Raw genomic sequence first — 19,942 nt, forward strand, 5'->3', positions numbered from 1 at the left:
TCGGCAGCTTGCTGCCGCTCATGGCGTGGGATGAGTCCGTTCGGAAGGAATGAATAAGGCCTGCCCCCACCACAAAGTATCTATTTTCGTAATTACCTCTGAACCGATGTGGCTATTTTCGCGCTAGGCACCTTTCGTAACCCCCGAATCAGGCTCACGAAACTTCCAAACCAAGGCCACAAAAAGCCAGAACAAAATAACCATCATAGGCACTTCAAAAACATTTTCCACAGCATTATGGAAAACAACACCGGTCAGACCACAAGCAATACCTGTAGCCAAAGCCTTCAAGCGAGGAGGCGCATGAATGGCCACACCAAAAGCCATGCGCATAACAGCAATCATTAAAGCGATAAAAGAAACAAGACCAATCAGGCCTGTCTCAGCAGCCGTTTTCAAATAATAGTTATCCGTATAGATTGTGCGATGACCGAGAAGATTTTTGTTATGATCAGCGGCAGCGCCACCAAACTGACCAAGGCCGATCCCTGTTAGTGGCTTTTCTTGAACTTTATCTAAAGCCATATTCCAGCGGTCAATACGACCCCCTTGGGCTGACTTGTTCATGTAGTCAGGGCTCAACAAATAGCTAACTCGGTCTGCCACAGAAGGCAAGGCAATGGGAAGCAAAATAGCGCCAATTAAGAAAGCTGCTATCAAACGACGATCATAAATGGCACCAAAAAGGATAATGCCCAAAGCGAGACCGAGCCAGGCGCCACGGGAAAAGGTAACGACCATACAAAGGCCCATAACGGCTGCACAACCTAGATAGAAAAGCCGTTGTGCAGGTGTGCCTCGATAGGCCAGTGCTAAAGCAATAGGAGTAGAAAGAACAAGTAAACCGCCTAAAACGTTGGGGCTGCCAATAATGGAATAAGCACGTGTGCGAATGCCTACTTCGGCTTGATCGACCCACGTTGAAGGCATGGGTGCTCCTGTAATGTACTGATAAACGCCATGCAAGGCAATCAGCGTGGTAGCCAGCGTAAATCCAACGAGTAAGGTAAGCGCTTCTTTGGTATGACGTAGCAATTGTACAGCCAAGTAGAACCAAAGCATATGCTGCACAATTACGCGTAAGCCATCGATGGGAACCTGAATTCGTGGATAGGTGTAGTCAATGAGAAACATAAAGAGCATAATGGCAATGAAAGCAGTAAGTGCGTAGAATGTGGGATGGTGCTTCCATTGAAAATCTCTTTGACTAAGCCAGTGGGCAACAATGGCACCCACCATAAGCAATAAAAGTGCCTCATCCCACCACGTTGGAATGCCAAACATGTTCACCTGCTGTCGCAAAAACCAGTCAATAGGGCCATAAAGAGCCAGCGCCCAGAGCCCTAGAATAGGACGGAAAAAGAGCAATTGCAAAGACAGCAGTATCAGGGGCAATACAAGGACGTAGGGACTGTTAAATCGTACCCACAAAAAGCCAATCACAGCACCAAAAAGCAGAAGAAGACCATACATGACGTAAGCACTGAAGCCTTCCAAAGGTGGCGCCACCCTATAATTATCGTCAACGTCAACAGAATGAAGAGGCTCATCTTTTTGAAGAGCCGAAGGCACGAAAAAGTCAGTTACTTTTGCAGGCACTGATTTGTCCCAGATGGCTTGCACCGTGACAAGGCTATTTCGCCAGAGGTAAAATAGGAGCAAGGTCCCGGCAAAGACAAAGGCTTTGAAAAAGGTCATAGCACCAAGCAAGGCAAGTGCCACCGTTAAACCTACAAGAAAAGCGAGCCCAGCTCGAGCCAGTCCACCTAGTTGCCACCCTTCAGGGCAAGCAAGGTGTCGCACAATGGTAGCTACAATGCTTCCCCGGGAGATTTCTTCTAGTAAATCAATGAACTTTAATCGAAGAGAACGCACCGGCTTGGTAAGGGTAGCTCCAAGGGCAACAACAAAAGAAGAAGATCGTTGGCGCTGCAAGCGCTCCAGCGGGTCTGAGGAAAAATAGCGCCCCACCAGGCCTCGCGAAGCCCCTTGCGCTGCTTTTTCCAGATAGCGATGGAAAATGCTAGAACGCCATAATTTTTCAATCTGAAAAAGGCCGCCGTAGAGGTAGAGCAATATTCTTACAAAGAGGCTGTTGACAATTACTTGCTGAAGCGTTTGAATGATATTCAGAAGAGTCACCTCACAATATAAAAGATTCTATCGAACTTTGCTTTTTCCCCTATCTCTAAGGCTTTACAAGTTCAATAATAAGAAGGATGAAGAAAGATTGAACATTGTGTGTATCGCTGCAGCAGAATGGCATGGCATGTGGGCGCGGGCCCAACAACTTATGGTTCGCCTTGCCGTGCAGGGTCATAACATCCTCTATGTCGATCCACCCATCACCTATATAGCTCCATTAAAAAACCCAATCCTCTGGAAAAGACGGTGGCGCGAAAAAAAGGGATTGCAGACGATGGAGCCAGTAGAATATGAGAACGGATCGAGCGACGGAAGGTTACATCGGGAAAGTGGTCAAATCTACCTGTTCAAACCACCGCTTTTTCTACCTTTTCATGGCATGAAGCGTACCATCAATCGTAAGAATCAAGAAATCTTTGCTCGTAAGCTCGTAGAAGCGCTAGATGAGCTTAACTGGTCCAAGCCCCTGCTCTGGACCTACTTGCCGGGTACTTGCGACTTTATCAATGCCTCAGAAAGTATCAAGTGGTCGAGCGTGATCTACGACTGTGTCGATGATCACGGTGCTTTTACGGGTCTCCATGATCCTCAAGCCATGCAAGAGATGGAAAATGAACTTGCGCGCAATGCCCATGTCGTTTTCGCTTCTGCAAGAGCGCTGCAAGAAAAAATGGAAAAAGTGCGACGAGACGTTCATCTTGTTCCCAATGGTGCCGATGTAGAGCACTTTCGCCGCCCTCACCAAGATACCATTCAGATGCCCCTCTCTCCTCAGAAACCACCTCTTGATCTACCTCAAAACAACAAGGGTCTTATCGGCTTTGTAGGAGGCCTTGGTGATTGGATTGACATTGAACTTTTGGCCAAAGTGGCGCGATATCGAAGAGACTATGATCTCGTGATCATAGGCCCTGTCGAAACAGACATCCGACCACTACAGGGGTTGGAAAACGTCTATTTACTCGGTCGTAAGCCTTATCAAGAATTGCCGGCCTATGTGCAACGCTTTCAGGTCTGTCTGTCTCCATTTAAACTCAATGAATTGACTCGAAGTGTCAATCCAGTAAAAATCTACGAATACCTTGCTGCTGGCTGTGCCGTTGTCTCCACAGCGCTACCGGAAGTAGTGCCTTTTGAACCAACGATAGCTGTTGGGCGCAATCATCTCGAGTTCTTACGCCACATCGACGCAGCCCTAGAGCAAGATAGCCCAGAAAAAAGAGCCGAAAGAGTCGCCCTGGCCGAAGAGCATGCTTGGGAAAGTAGACTGAATCAAATGTGGCAAGCAATAGAAAAAACCTTGTAGATATCAGGACTCTTCTCAGGACTCTTCTCAGGACTCTTCAATGATCTCTTCTCGAGAATCTAGAACACGAACTGTCTCTGTGATCCCGAGCAGTTGAATAAACTGTGTTTTCAACCAGTATTCTCGGCCCGCTTTGATTTCTTGAAGGCCTACTCGTAAGTCAGCTGTCGCCGAACGAGAAACACCGCGTACTGTCACGCGTACATCTTTAAACCGAGGGTCTTCCACAATAACTCGTTCTCCCGTAGCCGTATTGATCGTATCAATATGAGGGCGTACATCGACAGCAACGATTCTAGCGTCTTCGATAAACCCACCAGCCCCAACAAGGCGATCTTCTGTATTCAAGTTTTCTAATAAGGAAGGCTCCACTTTTCTAAAAAGGGCAGTAAGCTCTACTTCTGTGACTGTAGTACTGACCATCGTCTTCGTCTTGGTACCCAGTCCGACGACGAGAGCAATGACAGCCAACAAGATAATCAGATCGAGAGGGTTCACCAGACCGAAGAGACGACCTTTTTCGTCAACGATTTTCATTGTGACATTGTTCCTCCTACTTCATTTGTGATAATTTGACAAGTTTGTCCACTTAGAAGACAATTAGTTCGACACGAGGTGTCACTGTTCCTTTTTTAAGCTCTTTATTCCAACAATTTTACAGAGAGGAAGAATGATGAATATGAGGGAAAAAGTGAATCTATCAGCACAGGAAATTCAGGGCATTCTACCACATAGACCTCCTTTTTTACTCATCGATAGGATTGTAGAGTTAGAAGTGGGTAAAAGTGCCGTTGCTCTCAAAAATGTTACCATTAACGAACCTTTTTTTCCAGGTCACTTTCCCGGTCATCCTGTCATGCCAGGCGTATTGATTATTGAAGCACTGGCCCAAACGGGTGCTGTTGCTTTGTTAAAAATGCCAGAATATGCAGGGAAAATTGCCTTTTTTGCAGGCATTGATGGTGCTCGTTTCCGCCGACAAGTCGTTCCTGGCGATACATTGCGCTTGGAAGTAGAGATGAAAGCCCTTCGACGCAACATTGGCAAAGCTACAGGCAAAGCCTACGTCGGAGAAGACCTTGTCTGTGAAGCCGAATTAACTTTTGCTGTTGAAAGATAGGACGAAAGTCTTGAGTTTGCTCTTTGTAGAAGAAAAAGAGGGATTTTTTAGTCTTTGAGGAAAATAAATAAGGAATCTAGCGACAGAAGTTATTGATGGCTCAATGGACAATGCAGTACAATAGCAGTAGACATGTAGAACTATTAGTGATCTACTTTATAAGGAGGGTTCCAGGTGTCGATGGCTCTGGCAGCCACGGCTGCTTTTTTGGTTGCCCTCGCGTTGACCCCCGTAGCGCGCTGGCTTGCTTTTCGAATTGGTGCTGTTGATAAGCCTTCGGGTCGGAAAGTACACCAAAAGACAATGCCCCGCTTAGGCGGCTTGGCTATCTATGGTGGATTTGTCTTAACGGTCCTGGCAATGGGATTGTGGAATAGTGATTTTCTACAACTGCCCATTCTAGGATTGCTCGTTGGTGCTACTATTATCGTTGTAGTAGGAATTGTCGATGATACCTATGATTTACCGCCAAAAGTCAAATTGCTCGGTCAAATACTGGCTGCTGCATCGGTCATACCTTTCGGCATATCCGTAGACTTTGTTACGAATCCCTTTCATAACTATCATACTTTCGATTTAGGTTGGCTCCATATACCGATTACGATTTTCTGGATTATAGCAGTTACCAATGCCGTTAACTTGATCGATGGTCTTGACGGATTGGCTTCAGGTATCGCCACCATTGCTGCTTTGACCATGGCCGTTGTTGCTTGGACACAAGGTCAAGTTCTCGTTGTTTATTTAGCACTAATCTTAGCGGCTTCCTCTGTCGGCTTTTTGAAGTATAATTTTCATCCAGCTAGAATTTTTATGGGCGATACAGGGGCCATGTTCTTAGGTTTTTCCTTGGGCTGTCTTTCTATTATGGGTCTTGTCAAAGTTGCAACTGTTATATCGGTCATCATTCCCATCTTAATAGTAGGTATTCCCATTCTAGACACTGGATTTGCCATTTTTCGGCGGTATCAGAAGGGACAACCAATTTTTCAGGCTGATAAAGATCACTTGCACCACCGACTGCTTGCCCTTGGCTTTAGCCATCCCCAAACGGTGCTGATTATTTATGCCATTAACACCGTTTTAGGGATTACAGCTATCGTATTGACGGCTGTATCGACGGCGCAAAGCCTTTTCATCCTTATCGTGCTGGCTAGTGTTATGTTACTCATGGCCGATCGCCTTGGCATTCTTGGTCGAACCAGCCCAAGTCAAGAAATAACCAGCCGACCCGTAGGTCTCAAGACAGAAAAAGAAACGTCCTAATTGGGATTACTATTAGGATTTTGCTGGATAGGTCATGAAAGTAAAAAATAGGCCAGGGGAAGACGTGTAACCGCATCGGCAATCACGTACCCCCATCAAGACTCTAAGATTGTTGGGAGGTATAAATGCTCATGAGTGAGAAGCATGATCATAATAAGCTTCAAGAAGAGAAACAAGGTTCTCTCTTCGAAATCGGTTTGACGCAAGAAGAACAGGAGATTCTTTTTGCTTCGAACCGGCCTCAAAAGAGGTCACTGCAAAAATGGGTTAAGGTTTCCACCTACGGCGTCGCCTTTACGCTTAGTGGTTTCATACTGGGGCAAATGGTTATAGCCAGTGCTGTTACACCCGGTAGCAGTGCCGATCCTCTGATTTCTAGAAGTTATCTGAACCGAATCCTCGGTGAACAAACGACGGAAATACATAGTAGAATTGATGCGATTGATCAAAAAGTAGATGTGCTTCACCAGAACTTAGAAAAGAGTACCGGTCAAAAAATTGATGTGAAGAACCCAGTCGGTACGCCTCTAACGAACCCAACCCAAGCGGAAGAGGCTTCTAAGCCAGCGCAAGTCGCTACCGTAACGCCGCTGATTGGCGCTCATATACGCTATGGCCCCGGCACAGACTATGCTAGCATTGTAGGGCTCGAGCATGGGACAGAGATTCTTATTATCAGCATTCATGACGGCGTAAACAATGAAAAGTGGTTTAAAGTGAGATTGGCAGATGGTCGTACCGGCTTTATTCGCCAGGATCTTGTAAGGTTACAATAAAGAAAAATAAAGAAAAAGCACTCGAAAGGATGACAACTTTCGGGTGCTTTTTCCTTTTATGACTACTTTCTTAGACCTTATCCTACTTTTTTCGACAGAGATCTTCGACGGCTTTTTAAAGACAGCCTGTCTAGAGCTATGTTATCCTTACAAAGGCAGTCAGTGATCCGCCTAGTTCACTGGTTGAGCAGGACATACTTTTTTTGGCGGAGGTGTACCGTTTTGTCATTGGCACAGATTCAGATCAAAGCGGAAGGTGAAGTAGACCTTCCTTTTGAGTTGTGGAGCACGTTCCCGAAGGGCAGTCTCGTTCGATTTTCTCTCGATCAAGATGGGAATATCGTTATGGAACCTATCACCTATCTACGATGTATATCGAATGTTAACAAAAGGGCAAGAAGGAAAATTAGACCGTATAAGAGAAGGAAAGTAACGGGTAATCTACTTTTAGTCAAAGGATAGGGGGGCTTTCATGACCATTAAATTTGGAACAGACGGTTGGCGAGCCATTATGGCCGAAGAGTTTACTTTCGCCAACCTAGAGGTTGTCGTTCAAGCCATCGCCCAGTATGTACAAGAAACGGGCTTGGCGGACCGTGGCATTGTCATTGGTTACGACAATCGTTTTCTGGCAGAAAGGTTTGCAGAGAGATCGGCGGAAGTCTTAACAGGGAATGGCATCGCAATTATGATGCCACAAAAGGCGTTGCCCACGCCAGTGACTGCTTTTGCCATTCAGCACTATGGAGCAGCTGGTGCTATTATGCTCACAGCCAGTCACAACCCGCCAGAATATAACGGTATTAAGTTCATTCCTGAATATGCCGGACCAGCTACGCCTGAGATTACCGATCGCATTGAAAGTCTCGTCAGAGACATGGTAGCGCAAAGAGAGGAAAAGACACTAACAGTTTCTCGACTGCGCTTGAAAGCGGCAGAAGAACAAGGTCTGGTAAAGACCATCGATCCCAAAGAAGCATACCTTGATGCGATAACAGGTCTTATAGACTTTGATGCCATCAAGGCATCAGGCTTAAAAATTGTTATCGATCCCATGTGGAGCGCTGGCATTGGCTATATTGAAGCGGCTCTTGATCGTTCTGCGATGGAATATAAAGCCATTCACGATTACAGAGACCCTTTGTTCGGTGGAATCATGCCAGAGCCTTCTGAATCGGTGCTGACAGAGTTAAAGGATCAGGTCTTAGCCAGTGGCGCGGACCTTGGTCTGGCGTTAGATGGTGATGGAGACCGTTTTGGTATTATGGAAGCCGATGGTACGTACATTAATCCCAACCAGGTCTTAACCTTACTTTTCCATCACATGCTGACTCGTCAAGGCAAACGAGGAAAAGTAGCCAGAACAGTGGCTACAACACATATGCTAGATCGAATTGCGGCCAAAGCAGGCTTAGAAGTCGAAGAAACGCCTGTCGGCTTTAAGTATATTGGACAATCGCTACGCGATCCCGATTGTCTCTTAGGAGGAGAAGAATCGGGTGGTCTATCCATTCAGGGCCACTTGCCAGAAAAAGACGGCATCTTAGCATGCCTCTTAATGGCAGAAGTCAAAGCTGTTGCCAAAAAACCTCTCACGGAAATACTAGCAGAAATCGCTGCGGAATACGGCACCTTGATCTCGCAACGTTTAGATCTGCATACCTTACCGGAAGAAAAAGCAACAATTCTTCAATCCTTACAACAATATAGCCCCGCTACCGTGGCAGGACAGACCGTTGTAAAGCGCCTCACCGTAGACGGTGTAAAGTTGCAGCTAGAAAGCGGCGCCTATGCCCTCGTTCGACCATCGGGCACAGAGCCACTGTTCCGGCTTTATGTAGAAGCCAATAGCAGCGATGAGCTCAAAGCCATACAACAAGACGTGAAAAGCGCTCTTGGGCTGTAGCCGCAGCGGAATCTCCTTTGTATTTCTCCAAATTTTACGCCCAATGGCTTAGATAGATAGTTCTATAGAGACAGAGTATATGCTACAATAGTAGCAACAACCTATTATTTATGAACAACTATTCAATTGTCTGATATTTTACTCGAGCCCAATCTCCCAATCTCCCAAGCTTTTTGCTTCTCTGCGGTTTCTTAGCAACCGTAGAGTTTTTTTATTCAACCCACTAAATCCCACATCGCGCCAATACATAGCAAATAAAACAATAAGCAGGATCTAGCCTACAATTGTCGAAATGAAAAAAGTCGGAGGGAGGAAAGTCTATTGGATTTTAATATATTAGATAAGATTGTCCAAGAGACCCTTGGAGCCATGGAAAAAGCCAAAGAACAAATTTTTTCCATTGCCGAAGATGCTCGCTCCGAGTGTGCCCGAGTAAAGGAAGAACTGCAAGAAATTCGCGATAAGACCTACCATGTAATTGAGATGGTAGACGAATTTTATAGCAGGGAAAGAAAAGCCAGAGTTCGGTTGATGGAAGTCAGTCGCGGTCTGGAGCGATATACAGAAGATGATATTCGCAAAGCATACGAAGAAGCACAAGAGATACAAGTAAAGCTGGCCGTGCTTAAAGAGCGAGAGCAGCAATTGCGAACAAAGCGCGATGATTTAGAGCGCCGACTTCGCCATCTCCAAGCCATGGTAGAACGGGCCGAGCAATTGATGTCGCAAATGGGCTTAATCTTAAACTTTATCGGAGGCAACCTCAAAGAAATTACCGGTAAGTTAGAAGAAGCGCAGTTACGGCAGGAAATTGCCTTGCGTGTTATTATGGCGCAAGAAGAAGAACGTCGTCGTGTCGCTCGAGAAATTCATGATGGACCAGCGCAAGTGATGTCTAGCATTGTGCTTCAATCTGAGCTTTGTGAAAGACTCATGGATATAGCGCCAGAACGGGTACGCGAGGAGCTACAAGAGCTTAAAAATCTTGTTAAAGGCAATTTGATTGAAGTGCGCAAGATTATCTATGATTTGCGACCAATGGCTTTAGAAGAAGTCGGTCTCTATGGCGCCATTGAGAAATATCTAGATGATTTTGCAGAAAAACATAATGTGATCGTAGAGCATCGCTTTTTAGGAAAAGAGAAGCGCTTAAGCACCCTCTATGAGGTAGCTGTTTTTCGCATGACGCAAGAAGCTTTAAGCAACGTGGCCAAACACGCTCGAGCCAAAACAGTGAAGGTACAAGTCGAGATGGCTGAAGCTGCCATGACCACACTGATTCGCGATGACGGTGTTGGTTTTGACGTGCAAAATGCAGAACAAGACGAGCATTTTGGTTTGCTGGGGATGAGAGAACGAGCTGCTCTATTAGGTGGTTCAGTGGAGATTCGAAGCAATCTAGGGCAAGGGACAACGGTGATGATTCGCATCCCATTGAAGGAGAGAAAAGATGACGGAGAGCAAAACGGAAAAGATTCGAATCTTGCTAGCCGATGATCATACGCTGGTCCGTCAAGGGTTACGCAAGATTTTAGAGCTCGATGAGCGAATGGAAGTCATTGATGAAGTGGGCGACGGGCAAGGTGCTGTCAACATAGCCAGAAAAAATAGCCCTCAAGTTGTTTTGATGGACTTACATATGCCAGGTATGAATGGGATCGAAGCGAGCAAAGTGATCAAAGCAGAGATGCCTCATATTGGTGTGATTATTCTAACAGCCCATAATGATGAAGAAGAAATTCTGAAAGTAATAGACGTGCCCGTCGATGGCTATCTTCTCAAAGATGTCAATCCCAACACATTATATAGTACCATCTACTGTGTAGCCCAAGGAGAATCGGTACTATCGCCTCTGGTTATTACCAAAGCTTTGGCGCAAGCTCGTCTACGTCCAAGTGGGAAGAAAAGCTTGATAAAAGAAGCAGAAGAAGTACAACCGGCGCAAGAAGAAGCACCTAGACCGACTTCTCGTGAAGAGAATTTTTCGAAAACCCCGCCTGCTCCGGACTTGATGACGCAGCGCTTTCGTGAGTCCCATCCAAGCGATGAATTGACAGAACGAGAGCGTGATGTGCTCAATCTAATTGCCCAAGGCGCTAGCAATGCAACCATTGCCGGTACCCTCTATATCAGTGAAAAAACAGTAAAAAATCATATCACCAATATTTTTCGGAAACTGCAAGTAACAGACAGAACCCAGGCGGCCCTTTATGCCATTAAAAGTGGGCTCGTTCGAATTTAAGAAAACCCTGTAATTTTGTGCTCAGAGAAAGTAAGGGGCAAGCACAGAATTACAGGGTTTTTGCTTTTCTTTTTTCTAAAAGATAAGAAGGAATATGGAATTGAAGGTAGAAAGTAGCAAGTTAAGAAAAAGTTCGGAAAAGGTGAGTCGCCTTGGTCTGTTTGAAAGGTTTTGTCTATGTAGCGCGAGGAAAAGGAAAAAGTTGGCTTGGCTTTACACACGATCCCGCTCTTGATCTGACCATTTTACGACAAGAAAACTATGAAACAGTTGTTTCTTTGACGCCTACCCTGCCTGTTGGTGTGGCTTTATATGTACTGCAAGAGCTGCGACAAGTGCGAGATTATCAACGTTCCAGTGTTTTTCTCCAAGGTGTTGAAAAGGTAGACCAGATCTGGCGTAAAGCGCTTCAAAGCTTAAGTTGGGGAATCGCTCTTCCTGGACTGGCCAAAGAATCATCACCTCAGTACGCTGGGAAAAAGGTACACCAAGCCGATGAAGAGCTGCGGTACTGGTCACAGCAAGCTGCCAAACTGTTACGAGAGATTCAGGAGTTGCCCCTTTCTTATCAAGATCAATATGTCTTACATCTTTATGGACCGACAGGACCGATCATTGAAGAAGAAGTCGTAACTGACATGGCCGATCTACAGATGATTGCGGAAATCTTGGAAGGTCGCATTCTCTATATGGCTGAGATTGAAAAAGCTTTGACCGATCGCTGGCGACAGGAAGGCCTTCCATTTCCTGCAGGCAACCTTGAAGATATGATGCACCTGTTGGCTCTCGTCGGCGCTGTTGAGATTTTTCCTTCCTTAACGGTAGAAGGCAAAGACAAAGCTCGTTGCATTCGTTGTGGTCAAAGTGACCGCATTGTTTTTAGCCCTTGTGTACGTTGTGGCCGAGATAAATGCTATTACTGTGAAGGTTGTCTGTCTATGGGGGAATCACGACTCTGTAGACCCTTATACGCTTTGGCAGGCGATGAAGGCTGGCTAGAAAAGTGGGAAGAAAAAGTAATGCCCTATCTCTTCGGTGGCACTGTAGCCCCTTCATCCCCCAACTTTCTAGGAAAAACGGCACCGGACAACGGTAGCACTTCAAGAGGCTACCCAGCCTGGCCTGTCTTACCTTTTCCACTGACGGAAGCCCAAGAAGAAGCTGGTGAAGATCTTTTACTCTGGTTGGCAAAAAAGGAGCAAAAAGAAGCCATCGTCTGGGCAGCCTGTGGCGCTGGCAAGACAGAAGTCGCATTTGCTGCCATTGCCCGCCTATTACAGCAAGGAGGCCGTGTTCTTTTTGCTGTTCCTAGGCGTGATGTAGTTCTTGAGCTAGAGCCGCGAATTCAGAAAGCTTTCCCCGGTGTATCCATCGTTACGCTCTATGGAGGAAGCACTGGCAAGTATGATCAAGCCCAACTGGTGATAGCGACGACGCATCAAGTGATCCGCTTTTACCGTGCCTTTGATCTAGTTGTTTTAGATGAAGTAGACGCCTTTCCCTACCAGGGAAGCGAGATGCTTTATCATGCTGTGATGCGATCGAAGAAAAAAGAAGGACGCATTGTCTTTATGACAGCAACGCCCGACAAGAAGATGAAAGAAAAGATCAAGAAAAAGGATCTTGCTCTTGTTACCATTCCGGCTCGTCATCATGGCCACCCTGTGCCTGAACCGAAAATGATTATACAAAAAGAATGGCGCTGGAAACGAGAACAGCTTATTTTTCCAGAAAAGCTCCTTCGGTTTTTGCATCGTAGCGTAGAGGGCGATCTGGCCCAAGTCTTTATCTTTGTTCCTTCTATCTTTCTGGCGCAACGCGTGGGAGAAGCCTGAAAGAAGCAACGAAGCTGCCACCTTTTAATGACTTTGAGGGGAATTGGGTCGAGTACAGCCACTCACGAGATCCCCATCGAGAAGCGAAACGACAAGGCTTTAGTCGACAGGAATTTCCTTTTTTCGTAACGACTTCGATTATGGAAAGAGGCATTACAGTGCCTCGTGCCAATGTGGTCGTCTTATTTGCCGAAAATGAGCGAATCTACGATGAACGGACACTGATTCAAATGGCAGGACGAGCGGGACGCTCCACAGAACGACCTTTTGGAGAAGCTTGGTTTGTAGGGACGCGCGTCACAGCCTCTATGAAAGAAGCAGAGCGATCCATTCGCTGGCTCAACGAAGAAGCTCGTAAAAAAGGCTATCTTTATGCAGAAAAAGAAGAAATGGCACAACCTCTCGCTTGAAGACCATGGGGACCTTTGTGTGTCGCGACGCACAGTCTTGGAAAACACCATGGCGACAGATCCTGTGCCACGCAAAGAGGTGTCAAGGTTGCTACAAAAATTCTGGGCAGAAGTACAAGAAATGCTCTTTCCCACTTGGCAGGACTGCTCTTGCTGTCAGGATTCTCTCGCCCAGAATGGTCGAAGTTGGGGACGGTCAGGGCTTTGTCGCAATTGTTTGCTTGAAATTGAAAGATTGAATGAAGAGTTGGTTCAGTGTGACCGTTGTGGGAAGTACTTAAAAGAAGCGCCTTCATCGAAAGAGCCCTTGTTGAAAGAGTCTTCCGCGAGAGCCCGCAAAGAAAAAGGCACAGAAAGCGTTATTTGCGAGAATTGCCAGAACCAAGCGCCTCTTTTTCTTCAAGCCTGGAATATAGGGCCTTATGAGGGTCTGTTGCGACAAGCCATTCACGATCTAAAATATAAAGGGCGCCGCGATCTCGCCCTGCCTTTGGGGAAGATAATGGCGCAACAGCTCTGGCTCGCTGTACCGAATAGCAGTCTCTTAAACCCCTGGGGCGATCTCAAGGGAGCCTTTCTGGTGCCCATTCCGCTGTACAGCGAGAAGTTGCTTCGTCGAAACTTTAACCAATCTTTTTTATTGGCCAAAGCGATCGAAGAAGAGACTGCTTTTCCTGTGGCCGATATTTTGCTTCGCCAGGCTGACACGGAAACACAAGCTCACTTAGGACGCTATGATCGCTTGCGTAACTTAGAAGGCCAGTTTGTGCTTCAGCCACAGGGGCTACTAGGCCAAAAAGGGAGTAAAACTAAAGCCAAGGCAGCCATTTTGGTAGACGATGTCTACACAACCGGTGCAACAGTAACAGAAGCGACGAAAGTGTTACATCAGGCCGGCATTACTTCTGTTTATGTGGTTACAGCTGCTGCGGGAATTGGCTTATAATAAAATGAATAAGAAAAATCACTCTATTTGCAATGTCTTTATCGTAGAAAAATCTCCATTCTATTGCCGACAATCTTTTATAAGGGATATAATAAAGAAAAAGCAGAAGTCAAAGCAAGACTTGCGAGGTGGGGCGGTATTATGAACGTCAAAAATTGTCCGCGTTGTGATCGCATATTTGTCCGTCAACCTGGGGCAAGAAACCTTTGCCCAACCTGTACTCGTGAAGAAGAAGATCAATACGAAGTGGTTCGAACTTACTTGCGAAAATATCCCGGTGCAACGGTGATTGAAGTCGTGACAGCCACAGGTGTCGAAGAAACGTTAATCGCCAAGTTTATCAAAGAAGGTCGCTTGGAGGCATCGTCATCCTTACAAGTAGCCTGGCCTTGTGAGCGATGTGGGACGCCAATTCGTCAAGGAAATCTCTGTGGGAACTGCCAAGAAGAACTGGCGGAAGAGCTGAGAAAAGCGGCTGGAACACTACAGGAAGCAGGGCAAAAAAGCAATGTAAGAAATCGACGCGATCGTGTATTTACGGCTGATAAAGATAAAAAAATGTAAGAAAAATAGTAAGATTCATAACTGAGCCGGTTTTCCGGCTTTTTTCCTTTTCGCTAAAGTTTTTTGACCTGCCTTACGATAAGTAGATTATAGAACGCTTGCGGGATATATTTTTTCAGCCTGTAGGTTGGAGGTGAAGGAAAGTGAAAATTTCGCCGAACCAGATCCAGCACCTTTTGAAGACGTACGGGGTAGATCGTGTAGAGAAGAAAAGAGACATCGCTCCTACAGAAAAAGCACAGAAGATGGGCAATGACAAAGTTAGCCTTTCCGAAGATGCTCGCCTATTACAGGCCGCTTCAAAGGTGATTCGTGAAACACCAGAGCTTCGTGAAGAGATGGTTGAAAAGTTACGGCAGTCCATCAACGATGGAACCTACTCTGTCAGCAGTGACAAAATTGCAGAGAAGATGCTAGGTCGTAACGTAGAAGATCCGCTCAAATCGAAATAGTCTAAAAGGTGGGGCAGGATGATGAAAAACTTTGAGATCGCTCCGAGTATCGCTAGCGAACAGGGCAATGCTCGGGAGGATCTTTTTAAACGGTTACAAAGTGTTATGAAGATGCAGTGCCAGATCTTTAAGGGCCTTTCTTCTTTGGCCAAAAGCAAAGAGAAAGCACTGGTGGAAGCAAATATTCAAGAGATTAAGAAACTAACAGAAGCGGAGAATATGCTAATCACCCAGTCAGGACAAGTGGAAAGCTTACGTCAAAAAGTTACAGAAGAGCTTCTCCTGCATCTGGGCGCTTCCACGGAACAACAACAGACTGTCTCTGAGATGCTTCCCTATCTACCAGAACCGTGGCGTCCACAGTTGCTAGAGCTAGTAGAAGACCTGCAGAATTCGATTGATTTGTTGTGCAAGCAGAATGAGACGAACAGTCAGCTCATTCATCAATCCCTCGAGTTTTGCCAGCATTTTCATGAGCTTTTACGCGATGTTGGGGACGAAGAATTCACCTACTCACCCCATCAGAGCCCAAGGAATGCACCCGTAGAAAGCAGTCGAAGAGCGAACATTTTCAATAAAAAGATTTAGCTTATACATAAAAAAGATAGTAGTAATTCAATTGCATTTTTCTTACCCTGAATCGCCATAGAAGCTCTTAAGACATGGAGAGTACAATGGCCTAGCCCTTACTAAAGAGGTGACAGAATGAGTATTTCCAGCTTTTTTGGCTTGTCGATGATGTCAGGGGCTCTCGGCGCACAAAAAAGAGGTCTTGAAGTTACAGGTCATAACATTTCCAATGCCAATACGCCCGGCTTTAGCCGCCAAAGAGCTGTCTTAGGTGCAGGAATGCCCCTGCCTATTCCGTCTCTCAACAGACCTTCTATGGTAGGAATGGTTGGAACGGGCGTGCAAGTGGAGGAGATTCGTCGTTATCGCGATGATTTTCTCGATTTGCGCTTTCGCAATGAGAATAGAGAGATGGGCTATTGGATGGCCAAAGCTGACACATTGAACAAGCTTGAATATATCTTGAATGAGCCTTCTGAAGAAGGTTTACAGGCAGTGATGGACCGCTTCTGGGATTCTTGTCAGGATTTAGCCCAAGATCCTTCCAATCGTTCTAACCGAATTGCTGTGATCGAACATGGCGTTACCATTACAGAAAGCTTTCGTCATCTTGCCAAAAGTTTCGATGACTTAGAGCGAGAGCTGAACAATGAAGTAGGAATTAAAGTAAATCGCATTAACGATGTCGCTGAAAAGATTCGCGACATTAATATGCAGATCCAGCGGGCCGAAGTAGCTGGCGACAACGCCAATGACTTGCGGGATCGCCGCGATCATCTCCTCGATGAGCTTTCCGACTATGTCGATGTGGCCGTCTATGAACAAGACGATGGTACCGTTCTTGTTCGCTCAGGCAACGGTGTTCTCGTCGAGGGCATTTATGTGAATAAGCTTACTACGGTCGAGAAACCCGATGATGAGGGCAAAGCATTAAAAGAAATAACCTGGGAATCAGGTCGCGACGCTGTCTTCTATGGCGGCTCACTCCGTGGTACTTTGGTTTCACGGGGGACCTTAGAAAAGAGCTACTTCCCCGAGATCAATGGTCATGAAAAGAATGGCAATGGCAGCTATGGCAATGGAAGCAATGGGGAAGCAGGCAATGGCGAAGAAAACGGCGGCACTGTTGAAGCGGCAGCGAAGCCTTTGCAACGATATGGCACCATTGCCGATCTGCGTAAAAATTTAGCAGCCATGGCCGAAGCTTTTGTTACAGAGTTCAACAACATCCATAGCCACGAAGATGCACGGAACTTAAAAGATATAAATCTTACTGATGATGAGAGAAGGCAGTTGCTTTTTTTCGTCAATCGCGACGATCCAACGAATGGAGAAATCAAGTGGGATAATCTGACAGTAAATCGAGAGATCCGCTTAGATCCTGCCTTGTTCGCAGCAGCGAGAGTCTCAGGCGCTGAAGAGTTTGCCGAAGGTGACAATAAGAACGTCCTGGAGATGGTTCGGCTGCGCTACGAAGCCGTTGATCTAGGCAAGTATGGAAAAGCCACTCTCGACAATCACTATAGATCCATTATTTCGCAGCTTGGTGTAATGTCAGAGCAGTCTATGCGTATGAGCGAGAACCAGATCCGTTTGGTGACGGCCATTGACAATCAACGTCAATCCATATCGGGAGTCTCTTTAGATGAAGAGATGGCGAATATGATTCAACAGCAACATGCTTACAATGCAGCAGCGCGTATGCTAACGACGATGGACGATATGATCGATACCATTGTCAGCCGTATGGGGCTCGTAGGTCGTTAAGTAGGTCGTTACAATAGGAAGTCCTTCAAGTGGAATAGTAGGTAGGTGAGATAGATGATTACAAGAGTAACGCAGCAAATGATGAACAATACCTTTATGCGCAACTTAGAAGCCAACAATCGACAGATGGAGAAATTACAGTCCCAACTAGCCACAGGAAAAAGCATTGTTCTACCCGGTGATGATCCTGTTGTGGCAGCTCGAGCCATGTTTTTTCGCTCTAACTTGACAGAAGCGAACAAGTATGTCGACAACGCCTCAAAGGCCCAACTTTGGTTAGATACAACGGAAGGGGCTTTACACAATTCAACAGAGGCTTTGCATCGGGTTCGTGAATTGCTTGTCACCGCTTCTAGTGATGCTACCAGTGTAGATGCTCGAAGAGCCATAGCCAAAGAGATTGAGCAGATGAAAGAACATATCAAGGAGATAGCCAATACCTCTGTGGCGGGACGCCATATCTTCGCAGGGACACATGTGCACAATGAACCAGCTCATGTCGGCCCCGATGGCAAGATAGAATGGGTGGGCAACGATGGTTTTATTGAGCTTGAAATTGGAATGAACAACTTAATGACCTTGAACATATCAGGGAGTCAAATATTTAAGGTAGATGACAAAAGTATTTTTGACGTCCTTGATGAAGTTACGACGAAGTTGTTAGACGGCAACACCCCTTCCAATGAGATCAGTTCTTATCTCTCGAAAGTCGACGATTTTATGAACAATACGTTAGACTATATGGCCGAAATCGGTGCCCGGCAAAATCGCTTAGACTTTACCATTCACCGTCTTGAAGGCTTGATCTTAGGTTTAGAAGAAGCCAAAAGCAATGCAGAAGATGTAAACGCCGCTAAGGTTATTACAGAGCTGCAAATGCAGGAAAATGTCTATCGAGCTTCTCTATCTGTAGGAGCTCGGATTATTCAACCAAGCTTGGTAGATTTCTTGCGGTAATGTTATAAGATGAAGCGCTTTGGCTGAGGTGGTAGAGGCATAAAGGAGATGAGCGGTATGGTTCAGCTTCGTATCGAACAGCAATTTGGGAAAACCCATCTAGATATTAAGCCTCCCGAATTAAAGATTTCTATCCGCTCACCGCAGCTACAGTTGCAATCCACCGAACCAGAATTGCAGATTCGGCAACAAGAGGGAAGACTACAGATTGATCAATATCCCAGTCGAGCTTCCCTCGGCTATCGAAATACCAAAGATCGAATGAAAGATTACGCCCAGGCGGGCCAAAGAGCTGTTCTAGAAGGAACGGCGCGAAGAGCTCGTGAAGGCAATCAGATGATGAAGATTGAACAGGGTGGCAATGCCATTGCTGCCATTGCCAAGCAGAGTACCTATAAGCCGCCAAAAGGGTTGAAAATCGCTGCTATCACGCCGCCTTCGATTCAATACCAGTCTGGGAAGCTTGATATGAACGTGGTCAGAGGCAAGGTTGATGGTACTTTGCATTGGGGGACTGTGGAAGGGCAGCATAATTGGGGTACTGTTCGTGGTTATATGGCGCAGCATCCTTCTATTCGGTTTTATACGACGGGGTCGGTTGTTGATCGGCAGTTGTGAACACATAAGGATAAAGAGGTGTGTAAAATATATGCTCATTGAGACTACGCGCTTTGGTCAAATCGAGGTGAAAGACGAGGAAGTCTATCATTTCTTTAAAGGATTGCCCGGGTTTCCTGATGAGAAAGCTTTTGTCTTTCTGCCTTATCAGCCGGACAGTCCTTTTGCCTTTTTGCAGTCTACGAGGACGCCGGAGCTTACTTTTTTGCTTGTTGATCCTTTTGTTTTTTTTCCAGGTTATGAAGTGAAATTGAAGGATGATATGGTGGAGGCGCTTGGTTTGTCGGAGGAGAATCCGGCCCAGGCTTGGAGTATTGTGACCATTCCGGATCAGTTTGAGAAGATGACGGCCAATTTGATGGCGCCGATTGTTTTGAATGTTAAGGAGCGTAAAGCGGCTCAGGTTGTGTTGGAGAGGAAAGAGTATACGACGCGTCACGCTGTTTTTCCGGAAGGGATTCAAGGGAAAGAGAAGGGCGAAAGTGCTGGAAAGAGTGCCGGTAAAAGTGCTGAGGGAAGTGTTGTGGGAAGCACTGGTCAGGGTCAGGGTACTGAAAAGAGTAGCGCCTGTGATCGAAAAAGTATAACGAAGAATAGTACGAAAGAAAGTGCTAGTGAGAGCACTCGATATAGCGTTACTTCGGTAGAGGAGGTTCGCTAGGCTATGCTGGTGTTAACGCGACGGGTAGGTGAGACGATTTTAATTGGCGACAATATCAAGCTTGTTGTTCTAGAGACAAAGGGAGAGCAGATTCGCCTTGGTATTGATGCGCCTAGAAGTATTTCTGTTCATCGCGGTGAAGTCTATGAAGCGATTCAGCGATCGAATCGGGAAGCGATTACATCGATTCCTACGCCACAAGCATTGGGTGATCTTTTGGCAGGGAAAAAGAAGGAATTGTAGCAACGGATCTGGAAAAGAATCCCATCGCCTTGTTGCAAGTTCTTGCATAAATCAACTTGTAAGAAATATTGTTGCGACAAGGAATAGCTTTTGGTTTCCAAAGGGATTCTGTAGAGAGAAGAGTGTGATCTTGACCCTTTTGGATGATCCATGAATGAGGA

At 46.0% G+C, this 19,942-nt stretch carries 19 protein-coding genes and 1 pseudogene; 18 read left to right on the top strand and 2 right to left on the bottom strand.

Annotation, left to right across the window (positions count from 1 at the left end; genetic code table 11):
• Positions 1–123: 123 nt before the first annotated feature.
• Positions 124–2,142 (bottom strand): O-antigen ligase family protein, encoded by a 2,019-nt coding sequence (locus FTV88_RS05965; RefSeq protein WP_153724831.1) that lies wholly within the window; start codon positions 2,140–2,142, stop codon positions 124–126.
• A gap of 97 nt (positions 2,143–2,239) precedes the next feature.
• Between FTV88_RS05965 and FTV88_RS05970 the strand changes: the two genes are divergently transcribed.
• Positions 2,240–3,451, top strand: coding sequence for a glycosyltransferase (locus FTV88_RS05970; protein WP_243137481.1), 1,212 nt, complete (start codon positions 2,240–2,242; stop codon positions 3,449–3,451).
• A gap of 27 nt (positions 3,452–3,478) precedes the next feature.
• Here the strand turns inward: FTV88_RS05970 and FTV88_RS05975 are convergent, their stop codons facing one another.
• A complete protein-coding gene (locus tag FTV88_RS05975; protein ID WP_153724833.1) occupies positions 3,479–3,988 on the bottom strand; it encodes a DUF4330 domain-containing protein in 510 nt (169 codons plus the stop codon).
• Positions 3,989–4,130: 142 nt separating this feature from the next.
• Between FTV88_RS05975 and fabZ the strand changes: the two genes are divergently transcribed.
• The 17 genes and pseudogenes from fabZ (at position 4,131) to csrA (ending at position 19,781) form a co-directional block, all read left to right on the top strand.
• The gene (gene fabZ, locus FTV88_RS05980) at positions 4,131–4,571 is read left to right on the top strand and encodes a 3-hydroxyacyl-ACP dehydratase FabZ (protein ID WP_279236977.1); all 441 of its coding nucleotides are present in this window, start codon (positions 4,131–4,133) and stop codon (positions 4,569–4,571) included.
• A gap of 180 nt (positions 4,572–4,751) precedes the next feature.
• Complete coding sequence (locus tag FTV88_RS05985; RefSeq protein WP_153726538.1) at positions 4,752–5,834, top strand: MraY family glycosyltransferase; 1,083 nt, start codon at positions 4,752–4,754, stop codon at positions 5,832–5,834.
• 131 nt (positions 5,835–5,965) lie between these two features.
• A complete protein-coding gene (locus FTV88_RS05990; RefSeq protein WP_162007922.1) occupies positions 5,966–6,610 on the top strand; it encodes an SH3 domain-containing protein in 645 nt (214 codons plus the stop codon).
• 472 nt (positions 6,611–7,082) lie between these two features.
• Entirely contained in the window at positions 7,083–8,516 is a 1,434-nt protein-coding gene (locus FTV88_RS05995; protein WP_153724835.1) for a phosphoglucomutase/phosphomannomutase family protein, read from the top strand.
• A gap of 321 nt (positions 8,517–8,837) precedes the next feature.
• Positions 8,838–10,013, top strand: a complete 1,176-nt coding sequence (locus tag FTV88_RS06000) for a sensor histidine kinase (RefSeq protein WP_153724836.1) — start codon at positions 8,838–8,840, stop codon at positions 10,011–10,013.
• A complete protein-coding gene (locus tag FTV88_RS16005) occupies positions 9,967–10,758 on the top strand; it encodes a response regulator (RefSeq protein WP_153724837.1) in 792 nt (263 codons plus the stop codon). Before FTV88_RS06000 ends, FTV88_RS16005 begins: the two co-directional genes overlap by 47 nt.
• A 152-nt stretch (positions 10,759–10,910) precedes the next feature.
• Positions 10,911–12,593: a DEAD/DEAH box helicase family protein gene (locus FTV88_RS06010; RefSeq protein ID WP_162007923.1), complete on the top strand. Its 1,683-nt coding sequence runs from the start codon at positions 10,911–10,913 to the stop codon at positions 12,591–12,593.
• A gap of 14 nt (positions 12,594–12,607) precedes the next feature.
• Positions 12,608–13,003: a helicase-related protein gene (locus FTV88_RS06015; RefSeq protein ID WP_243137483.1), complete on the top strand. Its 396-nt coding sequence runs from the start codon at positions 12,608–12,610 to the stop codon at positions 13,001–13,003.
• A gap of 19 nt (positions 13,004–13,022) precedes the next feature.
• Positions 13,023–13,949, top strand: coding sequence for a ComF family protein (locus FTV88_RS06020; protein WP_162007924.1), 927 nt, complete (start codon positions 13,023–13,025; stop codon positions 13,947–13,949).
• A 141-nt stretch (positions 13,950–14,090) separates the two neighbouring features.
• Positions 14,091–14,513, top strand: coding sequence for a TIGR03826 family flagellar region protein (locus tag FTV88_RS06025; protein WP_153724841.1), 423 nt, complete (start codon positions 14,091–14,093; stop codon positions 14,511–14,513).
• Positions 14,514–14,656: 143 nt separating this feature from the next.
• A complete protein-coding gene (flgM, locus tag FTV88_RS06030; protein ID WP_153724842.1) occupies positions 14,657–14,965 on the top strand; it encodes a flagellar biosynthesis anti-sigma factor FlgM in 309 nt (102 codons plus the stop codon).
• Between the two features lie 18 nt (positions 14,966–14,983).
• The gene (locus tag FTV88_RS06035; RefSeq protein WP_153724843.1) at positions 14,984–15,553 is read left to right on the top strand and encodes a flagellar protein FlgN; all 570 of its coding nucleotides are present in this window, start codon (positions 14,984–14,986) and stop codon (positions 15,551–15,553) included.
• Between the two features lie 117 nt (positions 15,554–15,670).
• Positions 15,671–17,302, top strand: a complete 1,632-nt coding sequence (flgK, locus tag FTV88_RS06040) for a flagellar hook-associated protein FlgK (protein ID WP_153724844.1) — start codon at positions 15,671–15,673, stop codon at positions 17,300–17,302.
• Between the two features lie 54 nt (positions 17,303–17,356).
• On the top strand, positions 17,357–18,259 hold the full coding sequence (gene flgL / locus FTV88_RS06045) for a flagellar hook-associated protein FlgL (RefSeq protein ID WP_153724845.1): 903 nt from the start codon (positions 17,357–17,359) through the stop codon (positions 18,257–18,259).
• A gap of 57 nt (positions 18,260–18,316) precedes the next feature.
• Entirely contained in the window at positions 18,317–18,877 is a 561-nt protein-coding gene (locus FTV88_RS06050) for a DUF6470 family protein (protein ID WP_153724846.1), read from the top strand.
• 31 nt (positions 18,878–18,908) lie between these two features.
• A pseudogene (gene fliW / locus FTV88_RS06055) lies at positions 18,909–19,355 on the top strand (flagellar assembly protein FliW); the annotation flags it as partial.
• A gap of 186 nt (positions 19,356–19,541) precedes the next feature.
• Complete coding sequence (gene csrA / locus FTV88_RS06060; protein ID WP_153724848.1) at positions 19,542–19,781, top strand: carbon storage regulator CsrA; 240 nt, start codon at positions 19,542–19,544, stop codon at positions 19,779–19,781.
• Positions 19,782–19,942: the final 161 nt, after the last annotated feature.

Origin of the sequence: Heliorestis convoluta, from assembly GCF_009649955.1 — a bacterium.
Lineage (GTDB): Bacteria > Bacillota > Desulfitobacteriia > Heliobacteriales > Heliobacteriaceae > Heliorestis > Heliorestis convoluta.